Genomic DNA, 13,603 nt, shown 5'->3' with positions numbered 1-13,603 from the left:
GACAATTGGAGAGGTTGCCCTGGCGGGAATTGACCTGACGGACACACTCATTGATAATAAAGAGGTTCATATTCTTGAGAGAATGGGAGTAGAAGCATGTCATATCGCAATATGGAAGAATGTATTATTGACCTGGAGAAGCACGGGCATTTAATTCGCATACATGAAGAGGTGGACCCGCATCTGGAGATGGCGGCGATACATATGAAGGTCTATGAGGCAGGCGGTCCCGCTCTGCTGTTCGAGAAGGTCCGGGGCTCGAAGTACCGTGCAGTCTCGAATCTGTTCGGAACAATCGAGCGGAGCAAGTTCATCTTCCGCGACACGTGGGAATCCTCGCAGGCGGTTATCGCCCTGCGCAGCAATCCCATGAAGGCGCTCAAGCAGCCTTTGCGGTATATCGGGACAGGCCTTGCCGCCCGTAAAGCGCTGCCGATCAAGAAGGGCAGCGGTGTACCGGCCGGGTTCGAGGAGATTAGGATCTCCGATCTTCCGCAGATTAAGCACTGGCAGGGCGACGGAGGGGCGTTCGTCACGCTTCCGCAGGTGTATTCCGAGGACCCCGATAAGCCGGGCATCATGAACTCCAATCTGGGGATGTACCGTATTCAGCTTAGCGGTAACGAATATGAGCTGAATAAGGAAGTGGGCGTCCATTACCAGATTCACCGCGGGATCGGCATTCATCAGGCCCACGCGAACAGACGCGGCGAGCCGCTGAAGGTTAGCTGCTTCATCGGCGGCCCGCCTGCGCATACGCTCTCGGCGGTGATGCCGCTGCCGGAGGGCTTAAGTGAAATGACCTTTGCCGGGCTGCTCTCGGGGCGTCATTTCCGCTACAGCTATGTAGACGGCTTCTGCGTCAGCAGCGATGCCGACTTCGTCATTACCGGAGAGATTCATCCCGGGGAGACGAAGCCGGAGGGGCCGTTCGGCGATCATCTGGGCTATTATAGCCTGACTCACCCGTTTCCGGTGATGAGAGTACACAAGGTTTACGCCAAAAAAGGGGCCATCTTCCCCTTCACGGTGGTCGGCCGTCCGCCGCAGGAGGACACTGCCTTCGGTGAGCTCATCCATGAGCTGACCGGCGGGGCGATCCGCTCGGAGATTCCCGGCGTGAAGGAGGTACATGCGATAGATGCTGCGGGAGTGCACCCGCTGCTGTTCGCGATCGGCAGTGAGCGGTATACCCCGTATCAGCAGCTGAAGCAGCCTGCAGAGCTGCTGACGATCAGCAACCGGATTCTCGGAACCGGACAGCTCAGTCTGGCGAAATACCTGTTCATCACGGCAGAAGAGGACAAGCCGGTCAGCACGCATGATATCGCCGGGTTCCTGACCTACATTCTGGAGCGGATCAATCTGCGCCGCGATATTCACTTCCAGACGAATACAACGATTGATACGCTGGATTATTCCGGTACGGGGATCAACAGCGGAAGCAAGGTGGTCTTCGCAGCCGTAGGAGAGCAGAAGCGGAGCTTGTGCACGGAGGTGCCTGAGGTTCTTCAGCGGGTGGAGCAGGGCTGGGGTCCGGCGGCCATGATTATGCCTGGGATTGCCGCCATGCAGGGGAAGCCGTTCCGGGATTACGCCTCGGCGGCAGAGGAGATCTCCGGCCTGAGCGCTGCTATTGCAGCGCAGGGGGCGCTTGATTCCTGCCCGATGATTATTCTGTGCGATGACAGCAGCTTCATGTCGGAGTCGCTGAACAACTTCCTGTGGGCGACCTTCACCCGCAGCAATCCTTCCCATGACATCCATGGGGTGAACAGCACGGTGGAGTATAAGCACTGGGCCTGTGATAATGTGATCATCGATGCCCGGGTGAAGCCGCATCAAGCGCCGCCGTTAATTCCTGACCCCGAGGTGCAGCGGAGGATTGAGCGGGTATTTAGTGAAGGAGCAAGCTTGGGTGGACTGCAGAGCCGTAAGGGGTGAAGCAGCACTTCTATAACCGCTGAAAAGAGGGGTTGTATGGCTGAGCTATTCGGGGTGCTTTTCGAAGTTATGCTGGAGCTCGTATTGGGCCGTAAGGACCGTAAGCGGAGGAGAGAACGAAGAAGACAGAGAAGAATGGAGCGGAGAATGAAAAGGCAGGGGCGTTTGTAGACGCCCTGTCTTTCATTTGGTGGCTGTTGGATGTTAGACGCATAAACGTCATTTATTATAATAATGACGTTTATGCGTTTTTTGTCATGGCGGAAAATGTATGCGAAAACAAATATGTCTTTCAAGACACAACTCCAGCATAAAAATGCGCAGCGTGGCAAAAAAACAGAACGTCGTCTGTTTATTTATTTAACATAATTTAACAGAACGCTTAACACAATTGGACTGAGGCACCCGCGTAGGCCGAATGTAATCGAAAAACCGATCACAATACGCAGCGTGGAGGCGAGCAGACCAAATGTAATCGAAAAACCGACCACAATGCGCAGCGTGGAGGCGAGCGGACCAAATGTAATCGAAAAACCGATCACAATACGCAGCGTGGAGGTGTGCAGACCAAATGTAATCGAAAAACCGATCACAATGCGCATCGTGGAGGTGTGCGGACCAAATGTAATCGAAAAACCGATTACAATACGCAGCACGGAGGTGTGCGGACCAAATGTAATCGAAAAACCGATTACAATGCGCAGCACGGAGGTGTGCGGACCAAATGTAATCGAAAAACCGATCACAATTGGACTGGAGACGCCGCGTAGGTCGTGCGTTTATCGCAAGAGACGTATTTTCACAGAAAAACCGAGTGCAATCGAATGTGAAAGTGTAGCTGCTCAGTTCTGACTGCCGGGCCATGTGTAGGTCTTGATGATATCCTGGCTGCCGTCCATTCTGTGAAGCTTGAAGGTGAAGACATTGTCAGTACGTCCGGTGAAGTAGATATAGTCACCCGGGAACATAAAATCGGGCTGCTCTACCTCGCGCTGGCGCTCTGCACTGAGTAACTGCTTGTATAACACAGTCTGCTTACCAGTAGCACGGTCAACTAGGGTCAGGAAGGCGGTGTCTGTAGGGCGGACCAGCAGAACATCCGGGTAGACGGCTTCGACGTTGTAGTAGACATCCTGGGCAACGGTGGTGCCCAGCAGTTTCGGTAGATTTACCGTCTCGCTGACCGCTCCGGTTCCATCCTCAATGAGCCTTAGTGTGCGGCCGTCATTGAATACCAGCTTGCCGTCAGCCCAGACCGGGGCTGTGCCGAAGGAGGTATGGATATTCGTATGCCCCTGGCGGATCACACTGTTGTTCTTCACTAGATAGGTGTAATACTCTGCGTGTACATGGGGCTCGCCATACGAATTCACGACCTGAAGCAGAGTCAGACCGGCAGGTGTGCGCTCGAAGGTGAAATCCACTACATCCAGCCCTCTGCCGAGAACATCCAGCTTATGCTTAGTGTTCTGCTTCGTGGTCAGATACAGCTCGCCGCTGTCCAGCGACAGGGAGTACACTCCGCCGTCGAACACTTCCGAATAACCGCGGTACATATGCAGACCGTTGGCCCGTATCGTATTCGTGGCGGCATCCCATCTTACGAGCCCGCCTTCAAGAGCCGCTACCACAAACTTGACGGGTACATACAGTTGCTTATCCGCCATATAAGGTGTGCCTCCAAGGGAGACCTTCTTCCCGTCGAGTACGCCGGTGGATTGACCAAGCTTCATGCTGAAGCTTTTGTTCCACCCGCTGAAGGTAGCGGTTTTGTCTGCATTACTCCACTTGCCCTCAAGACCCATGATTGTGACCAGGTTAGCGGGCATATAAGAGACTCCGTTCTTGATCTGTGCGGTGCCTCCGGCCATGCCTGATATCCCGCTTCCGCTGCTGTAGGTTAATTGAAGTTGTACCTTCGGGGGGGGCTTGGCCGAAGCCGGAACGGCTTCAGCCCCTCCGGCCAGAGCCAGTGCAAGTGCGGGGAGGAGTAATAACCTCCGGTTGATCTTCATGTTCGTCATCCTTTCTGCGGGCGCGGCCGCTGCTGGATCAGCCGTCCCCCGTCCCGTGACCCATAGGCTGAACCTGGGATTGTACGGTAGTCTCTCTTACAGATTCATAACCCCCCAGGGGGTGAACAGCTATAACGGCCAAGCTACATGACACTAGAAGCATAATCATTTTTCTTATCATTGGATTCTTGCACCTCTCCAATCAGAAGTCTGTATTGCTCTGTCTGTTCCTCAGTGGCTTGATGCCGGAATTGTTCAAACAGATTCACACATTTAATGATTATGCTATCACTCTTTATTTTAGCAGAAGATTCCAGACTTTGGAGCAGGAAGCCCATTCCTTCGGGGCGGTGATTGCGTAAATAATAGTTGGCTAATTCCGCGAGAAAGGTAGAGTACTGGTCGGCCAGGATCTGCTGGTTGTGAAGCTCCCCGAAGTCCTTCAGGTTGGTCCGGTAAGGGATATAGGAAGGGAACTGTTCAAGCACCTCATCGACATTCCAGGAGAAGCGGTTGGCTGAGATCATAATATGGTACAGGGCAACGAAAATCTCACTGGCTTGCGGAGCAATATAGGCCACATATTCAGGCAGCGCTCCATGATCACCGGACATCATCCGGTAGAGAAGGGTGTTGGCCGTGCCCCACTCCTGGAATTGGTCCAGGATGCGCCGGGTGTCTTCCCCTTTTTCGCGTATCCAGCTCCTATCCATATATAGAGCTACGTATTTCAGCGCCGATTCATAGTCCCGGAATTCTTCGCACACGCTTGCCCGCATCAGATGCGAATACAGCGCATAGAAGAATACCGGCTTCTCCGGGCATTTATCCTGGCGGTCTCTGCGCTGCGGCCGGTGCAGATGGTGGTAGCTGAGCATGGCAAGACGGTGCATCTCCTGGGCCAGGGCATCCACCTTGTCCCACTTGTGCAGCGAGTAATAGACATGCATCAGAGCTTTCAGTCCATCGAGCTGATCCGGCACCTCAAGCCGTTCAATATAACATTCGAACAAAAGAGCAGCCTGGAGGTTGAGTGTTTGGCTGTCTCCGAGGGTAATGCGGAACAAACGGTACTGGCAGAGGGCCAGCCGCTCGGAATGCTGATACTTCTCGCTTGCGCTGATATTCTTGTAGAGCACGGCCGCCGCTTGCCAGTGATGCTCCTGGAACAAGTCCTCGGCCACTTCAAAAAGCATCGGGGCGTAGGTCAGGTTGTCCAGCAGATTTTTGACTACAAGCTCAATACAGTCCAGCCGCCCCAGCTCCGCTGAATTCAGGATGAAGGGGCGCAGCCGCCGCCAGGTTGGTGCCGAATATAAGAAGCACTCATCGACATACATGCTATAGAAATGATCCTCCGGCAATGACATGCCCCGGGTAATCAATTTCAGGTGGTTCATGGCAATCGGCTGCTGGCCGCTAAGGATACGGCTTAAGGTGCCGGAATTAACACCGGACAGAATGGAGAACTGGTTGATGGACAACTGCTGGGAATAGAGATAAGCCTCAAGATGACTGCGAATCGTTGTGAGAGGCTTCAAGGGATCACCGCCTGACTGAATTCCATATTTTGGATTATTGTATATGTGTATAATATAAGTCATTATTCCAATGGTCAATAGAGTGATGGGGAGAAACCGTGAACAATGGAAAAAAGCATTCCCATAGTCCCAGGAACGCTTAGTCTTCATAGGGGGGCAGACAGCGGATCAGGCGGTATAAATCCCTGCTTCATTCTTGATCCTGCGGTGCTCGATGACTTCTTCATAATCCTTAATCAGTCTGTCAAAAATCTGCTCCCAGGAGCGCTGGAGAGCTTGACGCCGCCCTTCGCGGCCCATTGCGCTCCGCAGCAGGGGCCTGGCGGCGGCGGCGCAGATCTGCTCTGCCATGGCTGCCGGGCTGCGGGGCTCGAACAGCATGCCGGTGACACCGGGTGCGATCAGCTCCCGCGTTCCGCCTGCATCTGCGGCGATTACGGGAAGCCCCGACGCCATGGCTTCAAGCACGACGTTGCCGAAGGTCTCCGTGCAGGAGGGGAAGACGAACAGATCGGCGGAGGCGTACAGCTCTGCCAGCTCTTCGCCGTGTCTGGCACCGGTGAAGGTGACATTCTCCTGTACCTGCGATTTAAGCTCAGGCAGCAGCGGGCCATCGCCGGTAATCACCAGCTGAACCTTTGAACGCACGGACTCCGGCAGGAGCTGCGTAGCCTGAAGGAGGGTGGTGAGATCTTTTTCCGGGGCAATCCGTCCGACATAGAGCATCATCAGCGCTGCTCCCTTGCCGTAACGTTCCCTGGTCTCTTCGCTTCGTCTCTCCGGCGAGTAGAGGGTACAGTCCACGCCTCTGGACCACAGGCGCAGCCGGGTGAAGCCCTCCATGCGCAAGCTGGTTAGGGTCTCGCGGGAAGGGGCCAGGACGGCATCGCAGGAACGGTGATACCACTTCATGTATTTCCAGTAGAGCGGGAGGATTCTTCTCATTTTGTAATATTCGAGGTAACGGTCGAAGTGGGTGTGATAGGAGGCGACATGGGGGAGCTGCTGCTTGCGGGCATACCGGAGGCCGGTTAAGCCGATATTGAACGGGGTGGCGAGATGGAGCAGGTCAGGGGCGAACGCAGTCAGTTCACTCTGCATGGAGGACATGCCGGGCAGGGCCAGCCTGCACTCGGGATAGAGGAAAAAGGGGATGCTGGCCACGGGTCTGACAGGATCGGGGTAGCTGCTCTCCGGGGCGGATTTTGGCGTGAACAGCAGATGATCGATTCCCCGGCGGTGCAGGTGGCCGGTCAGCCGGCCGAGTGTACGGGCAACGCCATTGGTCTGCGGAAGAAAGGTGTCCGTGAATAGAGCCAGACGCATCGGTATCCCTCCCAGTAATCTTGTTGCCTTGATCTTAACAACCAACTATTACTTGGAGATCAACCGCAGGTTAAACATCTTGCATGAAGAGGGGAATTTACAGGGAGGGTCGGAGAGAAGCCGGGAGGACAAGGGAGGACAAGGGAAGACCAAGGGGGACTAGGGAGGACTAGGGAGGACCAAGGGGGACTAGGGAGGACTAGGGAAGACCAGGAAGGACTTGGACAATAAGGTTAAGGGAGGAGCGGAACGGGTATACATGAGGTATCAGGAATGAAGGAGGTATATGGATATGAGCAAAGATCTGCCGCCGGAGGTTCCGCCGAAGGTTGTCCCCGATGTGAAGCCGGATATCCTCCCGGAGCCGGTTGTGATCCCGCCGGAGATTGTGCCGGAGAAGCATCCCGAAATCGTGCCGCCAGAGCAGCCCGAGATTATCCCGCCGGCCCCGCCGGAGATTCTTCCGAATGATCCGCTGTAAGCTGGAATGCTGTCTGACAGCAGACTAAAGACTGACTGACAGAAGAATAGTGGATAGATTATGCTAAGCGCCCGGGGAACCGGGCGTTTTGCGATTATATAGGAAACTAAAGTTTCCTGCTGTAGAAAAGGTATGTGTACATTTGTGAATATGAGTTCTTGGAATGATTCGTAAAATGACCTTGTTGCTGAATGTGGCTGAGGGCTGAATGTATGTGAAAAACAGCATACAATGTGCTCACAAGCAGGCATATGGACCAAATGTATGTGAAAAACAGTATACATTGTGTTCGCAAGCAGGCATATAGACCAGATGTATGTGAAAAACAGTATACATTGTGTTCGCAAGCAGGCATATGACCAAATGTATGTGAAAAACAGCATACATTGTGTTCGCACGAAGGTAATCTTATTCGTCCGTAGGATGATTTTGCTGTGTGCTCTGTTCCGCGTAAAGTACCTGGGCAGGTATCGGAGCTAGAGCCAAAATCCACTTGTTACCTGATATTCTTGAGAAACTGGCGAAATAAGATACGTTTTTCCAATTGTTAGTGGCAGGCACCTGTTTCCTGAGGTGGAGAAGAGCGTGGCAGTAATATGGACGGGTCAGGTGTTTGTTAAGCAGCTGGCTTCCTGTTCCAGGTTGGCGGTGCCCGGTGACCGGTTCCCGATCCTGGTTGACAGTCCCCGTTCCTGGTTGACAGTTCCCGATGCCCGGCTCCCTGTTCCAGGTTGGCGGTTCCCCGTTCCACCGTACCCGCTCTCCAATCTCCGCTCCCCCTTAACTACCCGGGAGACTTGTCCAGATCGGTTCGGCGTACTGATTCTGCAGATTCATGCTGCAATCCTTGCCGGTATCGTAGGAGCGGTTGCCCAGCACCTGGGCGAACTGCTCCTGCTTACGCCTTGCTGCAGCGGGTTCCTTGCTCTCCAGCCAATCGGCAAGCGCTCCGAGCACCGTCCGGCCTTCCGCAAGAGCCGCCTCCCATAGCTCCCACACCGATTCTGTGCGGACCTCGGAATAGAGTGCGGGATGCCGCCATTCGGAGTGCCGCTCATTTAGATAATCCAGCTGCTCCTCACGCGCGGTAAGCTTGCGGGAGAACAGCAGGCGGGTCCGTCCCCAGGTGATGGCCTTCTTCCAGCCTTTCGGGTCATACAGGCAGCGCTGGGCCAGCACCATATCGCGGTAAGAGGTCTGCCAGATCTCTTCAGGCAGCCGGGCCATCGCCTCCGGGTAATGCTTAAGGGCCGTAGTGTGAAGGATGCGGTGAACCGGACCGGGCAGGCGGGAGCCGGCGTCGATCAGAGACCAGGCCGGGTTCTGCCACGTGTTGAGCTTCCGCCGCCGGTTCATGAACAACGTGTCCAGATCAATCTCGAACCGCTGATGATCGCGGTATTGATAGCCCGCTTTCCAGTTAATATAGGGATGGAGATTGCGGTCCAGCAGATGATGGGTGAGGAAGCCGAGGAAGTAGAGCCGGGCCTGCTCCCCTTCAGCCCCGCTAAGGTTCCGCGCAGACTCCCAGAAGTCCATAAGTACAGGCCCGCAGCTTCGCGTATGCATCAGATCCCCGAGATGTAGCGCCCCGGCATCCTTGCTCCAGGGGAGAAAGCTGTGATACAGCAGAATATCCGGGCCCTGACAGCCAAGATGATAGAGAGGCTGCTGCTGCTCCAGCTGCTGAAGAAACGGAAGCCGATTACTGAATTCTCCGGCCAGCTGCCGCCCGTACTCGATATGCATCCAGATATTAGGCATGATCATTCCTCCTATCAGTTCATGTGTCAGCCGCAACTAAGGATATTCATATATTTTACCCCTTGTATGTAAGAAGAAAATCAGAAATTCCGCATAAAACAGCCTGCATTCTTTTACAATTCTGTGAATGAACTCAATTGAACCCATAGACCTGCATTTGGCCGGAAAATAACCCAGCAAACAGCGGCAGTCAGGGACGGAATGTCCCGGCTGCCGCTGTTTGCTGGGTGCTCACACAAAACAAATCGTATTCAGTCCATGCTGATCAGGTCACGGAATACCCCGGGAAAAGAGTCAGGGACCGCAATCGCACCCACGGTCTTCTCATAGAAAGGGACGGCGTCCGCCACCCAGCCGATAATGGCATAGCCATAACCGCTCTGGTGCATCGCGGACAGGCATTCCAGCAGCAGGGCCTTCCCGATGCCCAGCCCCCGGTAATCCTCCAGCACGCCGGTGGGGCCGAAGAAGTTCTTCACTACAACCTCGTGACAGGCGAAGCCGATCACCTCGCCCTGCTTCACGGCAATATAGCAGTGGACGGGCAGGTGGGCGAAGGCTACCTCGCATTCATTCCGCCAGCTCTCCGTGAAATGGCGGCCGACAAAATCGACAATAGCCTGCTTATCTCCGGTCATCGCCCGTTTAATAACAATGCCTTGTCCCCGCAGACGCTCCAGCAGCGCCCCGTTGTCCGGCAGATCGTATAGCTTCACAAGCATATCAGGCATCAGCTATCCCCCGCTTTCTGTTCTATGATCTCAAGATCGGTAATCATGGCATGCAGGTCCGCTTCAAACAGCTCCGGCCGGTAGAAACGGGAGCGGATGAACAGCTCCGCCATCTGCGGCACAAGCAGCTCGGCCAGCACGCTCTGCATTCTTAGCTTGGCCCGCCGGAGATCCCCGTATCCGCTCCGGTATTTGTCCCGGAGGAAGGTCAGCACTTCCTCGCTCCCCGGTGACATCGCTCCCCGGAAGAGGAAGGTATGCAGCGGGGAGCGGCGCTGCGCCGGGATCTCATACTGGATCATGGCGTCGATCAGCTCGGTGGTCAGGCGGTTCTTCCTCACCTCCGGCAGGAGCTGCGGAATCAGCGCGTAATAATCGGTTACCGCATAATCCGCCCATTCTTCCCCGCTGAGCCGGTCCGCAGGCAGGCCGTGGAACTGGTGCAGGAACCGTGTCAGGAAGGTTCCGGTCTCTGCTCCGGCGTTCCAGCTCTGCTCCGCAGCGAAGAAAGCCGGATAACGCGAGGTCTCGAACAAGCCGTAGGGGCTGCCTAACGAGAACGGGCAACCCCAGTTCGTATGAATAATGCCCTCAAGCTGCTCGGAGCGGGCGAGCTGAATCCAGTCCTGCACATTCTTGACCCGGTTATGGATGACCGGATAATTCTGGTCGCCGTTATCATCCCAGCAGCGGACGGACGAAGCGCCAAGGGTCTGGATGCCCGCATCCCGCAGCTTATGGAGAATCAGCCGGGCATCGGCCTTCATCCGGTGTCCGCCATAGATCCAGACAACGACTATAATGCGTTTGTCCAGCGCCGCAATCTCTTCCGCAGTCGCATGCATGATCATATCATGCCAGATCATCGGCTGCTTGCCAAGGCTGACCGTCTTCTCCGCCAGCTGATTGACGAAGCGGATGAACGAAGCCTCCGGGGTAAGCCCGGACCGCTTGCAGTCTTCACAGGTGCCCAGGGTCCAGACCTCATCACAGCCCAGATGAAGATATTCGCTGTGCGGATGAAGGGCGGCCACTTCCTCCAGAATGCCGGCCATCATCTCGAAGGAGCCTGCGCGGTGCGGGCATAGCTCCGAGACCGTCTCCGGGATCTCGCGCAGACCGATATAAGCCGGATGCTTCAGGATATATTCCAGATGGCCGAAGGACTGCTGCTTCGGAATCACGGTGACGAAGTGGTCATGTGCGGTCTTGAGCAGCCGCTGGTGTTCTTCTTCAGTGAAGGCAAGCTCAGGATGCCGCAGGAAATCCAGCTTACGGAAGGGCAGCTTGTCTTCATATTCAATGACCAGCGTATTGATCTTATAATCGGCCATCTCCGCGATATACTCCAGGATATGCTCATAGGTCGGATAGACCGTGCGCAGATCGAGATAATCGCTGCGCAGCTTCAGCTCCGCCCAGTCGGCAACCGTAAGTGCAGGCACAGTGCCTTCGCCGGAGGTTATCAGCTGCTCCAGCGTCTTAATGCCGTAGAACAGGCCGGAAGCACTTAGCGCATACAGTTCCATCCGGTCTGTGTCTGTAATGAGAACGTAACCGTCATGCTTGCCTTCTACCCGCCGGGCCATCAGCGGATTGAGCGGGGTACCCTCCGTGACCAGAGAGAATACACCGCTGCCGTCATGCGTAGTACGAACCGTCACCTCTGTGAATATCCTTTGCGCTGCCGTGAGCAACCGGACATCCTTCATGGGGAGCTGAAGCTGCACCGTCCAGCCGCTAATACCGCTGACCGGCTCCGGTCCCCGGCTCTGCACCACCTGAGGCTCTGGAATCAGCTGAAGGTTCATAACCAGCGGACCCGGCCCTTGAAGCGTTCAATGAAGCGGTTGTTCCACTCATCCCCGCCGGGAGCATTGCCGCTGCGCCAGACCGGCACCTCGATCCCTTTGGCCCCGAGACAGGCCGCTGTAGTCATCATCAGGGAATTGAGCAGAAAAGCGTTGGCGAAGGTTGAGGTCGAACCCATCTTCGGTTCAATCCCGTCAATATGCAGCGCAGCGTCACCGGGCTTCACCTTGCTGTCCAGGACATAGTCGCACAGCTCATACAGATTCTGCCCTGAGGGGTGGCGGGCAATATGATCCTTAGGCGTAGCTTCAGCATGGCCGACCGAAGTAACGGCAATCGTTGTGACTCCCCGGCGACGGGCTTCTACAGCCGCATCGACACAGGCGGTGTTAATCCCGTAAGCATTGGCAAGAATCAGAATATCGCCCTCGCCCAGCCGGTTGTCTTCAATAACAAGTGTTCCGTAGCCGGGAGTGCGTTCAACGGCCATTGAGCGCAGGGCGCCGTTCGAGATCATCGTGCCTTCATCTAATATGGCGCTGATATGCATCAGGCCGCCGGCGCGGAAGAAGACCTCAGTGGCATTCATATTGGAATGGCCGCCCGGGCCGTAGAGATAGACCAGCTTGTCCTGTGCGATATGATCCGCAAGCAGCTCTGCCACCTGCTGCAGCTTGTCCTGCGGTTCGTTCCGGATCTCATTCAGCAGCGCAACAATAGTATCCATATAAGCGGACATAATATCTGGCTTGGCGTTCATCTGGATTCCTCCTAAAAGTTTATAAGTACAAGCCCGTGTGTGCTTGCCTAGAAGATAACAAAGCGGGCAAACCAAGTAAATCAACTATTTTGCGCAAATCTGCACCGTTTTTGACCGATTTGCACCAGCAGTGTACCAGATGTCCGGGGAACGCTGATCATCCGCAGCGGCAGGTAAAAATTTTTCTGAACGGGTCAGGATCGTAGCTTATGTAAAATTCTTTGCTTTTCTATAATGAGAGATAAGATCACGCAAGAGGGGGGACAGAGCCTTTGAAGACGTCAGTTACCTTACCGCAGTCCCATAATAAACCAACCGCCGGCAGCAGAAAAAGAAAACGGATAGAAGCGGGGATGGGCTACTTTTTCGTCGGACCCATGCTGCTGGGGGTGCTGGTATTTACACTTATTCCGATGATATTCTCCTTCATGCTCAGCTTCACCAAATGGTCGTTCGTCACCGGGTTTGATAAGATCCGCTGGAGCGGCCTCGATAATTTCCGCCAGCTGTTCCAGGATGAGGTGTTCCTGAAGTCGCTGGGCAATAACTTCATTATGCTGCTGGCAGTGCCGGTAGGGATGGCCATAGCGCTGATCCTCGGGGTAATTATCACGAGTCATGTATATGCGCCGGGTGCCTTCAAGGTCATCTACTTCATGCCCCAGATCTCCAGTGTAGTTGCTGTGGCGGTAGTGTGGCAGGTACTCTTCCATCCTTCGTACGGTCCGGTCAACGGATTCCTGTCGGCGATCGGGGTGGACAATCCGCCCAAATGGCTGGCCGATCCCACGTATGCGCTTCCATCGGTCATGCTGCTGATGATCTGGATTGACCTTGGGGTCTCGCTGATTATCTACATTGCCGGGATCAAGAATATCCCTGCCGACCTGTATGAAGCGGCGACGATTGACGGCGCGTCCAAGCTCGCCCAGTTCCGCTCCATTACCTTTCCGCTGCTGACGCCGACAACCTTTTTCCTGCTGGTGACCGGGATTATCGGCAATTTCAAATCCTTCGCCCTGGTCAAGGTGCTGACGGACGGCGGACCGGCTAACTCCACTTCTGTCGTAGTGTACGATATGTACCAGACCGCATTTGTCGATCTTCAGACCGGTTATGCTTCATCCATGGTCATGATTCTGTTCGTCATCGTGCTTGCCATTACCGGCCTGCAGTGGCTGGGACAGCGTTATTGGGTCAATTACTAGATAAGGGAGGCACATACCTGT

11 protein-coding genes are annotated in these 13,603 nt (G+C 54.9%); 3 read left to right on the top strand and 8 right to left on the bottom strand.

From position 1 onward, the window contains the following. Positions 1–96: 96 nt before the first annotated feature. A complete protein-coding gene (locus tag NSS64_RS18110; RefSeq protein ID WP_341141032.1) occupies positions 97–1,944 on the top strand; it encodes a UbiD family decarboxylase in 1,848 nt (615 codons plus the stop codon). Positions 1,945–2,300: 356 nt separating this feature from the next. Here NSS64_RS18110 and NSS64_RS18105 read toward each other — a convergent pair whose 3' ends face one another. From NSS64_RS18105 to NSS64_RS18090, 4 genes are all read right to left on the bottom strand, one after another. Continuing rightward, positions 2,301–2,690, bottom strand: coding sequence for a hypothetical protein (locus NSS64_RS18105; RefSeq protein ID WP_341141031.1), 390 nt, complete (start codon positions 2,688–2,690; stop codon positions 2,301–2,303). A gap of 96 nt (positions 2,691–2,786) precedes the next feature. Further along, complete coding sequence (locus NSS64_RS18100; protein WP_341141030.1) at positions 2,787–3,959, bottom strand: copper amine oxidase N-terminal domain-containing protein; 1,173 nt, start codon at positions 3,957–3,959, stop codon at positions 2,787–2,789. A 143-nt stretch (positions 3,960–4,102) separates the two neighbouring features. Then, positions 4,103–5,500 carry a transcriptional regulator gene (locus NSS64_RS18095; protein ID WP_341141029.1) on the bottom strand — a complete coding sequence of 466 codons (1,398 nt, stop codon included), beginning with the start codon at positions 5,498–5,500 and terminating at the stop codon, positions 4,103–4,105. 168 nt (positions 5,501–5,668) lie between these two features. Next, positions 5,669–6,826 carry a glycosyltransferase family 4 protein gene (locus tag NSS64_RS18090; RefSeq protein WP_341141028.1) on the bottom strand — a complete coding sequence of 386 codons (1,158 nt, stop codon included), beginning with the start codon at positions 6,824–6,826 and terminating at the stop codon, positions 5,669–5,671. Positions 6,827–7,118: 292 nt separating this feature from the next. Here NSS64_RS18090 and NSS64_RS18085 point away from each other — a divergent pair, with 292 nt between their 5' ends. After that, entirely contained in the window at positions 7,119–7,307 is a 189-nt protein-coding gene (locus tag NSS64_RS18085; RefSeq protein WP_209994245.1) for a hypothetical protein, read from the top strand. Positions 7,308–8,087: 780 nt separating this feature from the next. Here NSS64_RS18085 and NSS64_RS18080 read toward each other — a convergent pair. The 4 genes from NSS64_RS18080 to NSS64_RS18065 form a co-directional block, all read right to left on the bottom strand. After that, positions 8,088–9,071 carry a zinc dependent phospholipase C family protein gene (locus NSS64_RS18080; RefSeq protein ID WP_341141027.1) on the bottom strand — a complete coding sequence of 328 codons (984 nt, stop codon included), beginning with the start codon at positions 9,069–9,071 and terminating at the stop codon, positions 8,088–8,090. Between the two features lie 251 nt (positions 9,072–9,322). Then, complete coding sequence (locus NSS64_RS18075; RefSeq protein ID WP_340942110.1) at positions 9,323–9,802, bottom strand: GNAT family N-acetyltransferase; 480 nt, start codon at positions 9,800–9,802, stop codon at positions 9,323–9,325. Further along, a complete protein-coding gene (locus tag NSS64_RS18070; protein WP_341141026.1) occupies positions 9,802–11,613 on the bottom strand; it encodes a family 20 glycosylhydrolase in 1,812 nt (603 codons plus the stop codon). Before NSS64_RS18070 ends, NSS64_RS18075 begins: the two co-directional genes overlap by 1 nt. Next, complete coding sequence (locus NSS64_RS18065) at positions 11,610–12,374, bottom strand: SIS domain-containing protein (RefSeq protein WP_341141025.1); 765 nt, start codon at positions 12,372–12,374, stop codon at positions 11,610–11,612. The genes NSS64_RS18070 and NSS64_RS18065 overlap by 4 nt, the downstream gene beginning before the upstream one ends. 353 nt (positions 12,375–12,727) lie before the next feature. On the opposite strand from NSS64_RS18065, the gene NSS64_RS18060 reads away from it, so the two are divergent. Continuing rightward, positions 12,728–13,582 (top strand): carbohydrate ABC transporter permease, encoded by an 855-nt coding sequence (locus tag NSS64_RS18060; protein ID WP_036725519.1) that lies wholly within the window; start codon positions 12,728–12,730, stop codon positions 13,580–13,582. Positions 13,583–13,603: the final 21 nt, after the last annotated feature.

The organism is Paenibacillus sp. FSL H8-0122 (assembly GCF_038005345.1).
In the GTDB taxonomy this organism is placed as follows: domain Bacteria; phylum Bacillota; class Bacilli; order Paenibacillales; family Paenibacillaceae; genus Paenibacillus_AQ.
This window is presented reverse-complemented; position numbering and strand designations above follow the sequence as displayed.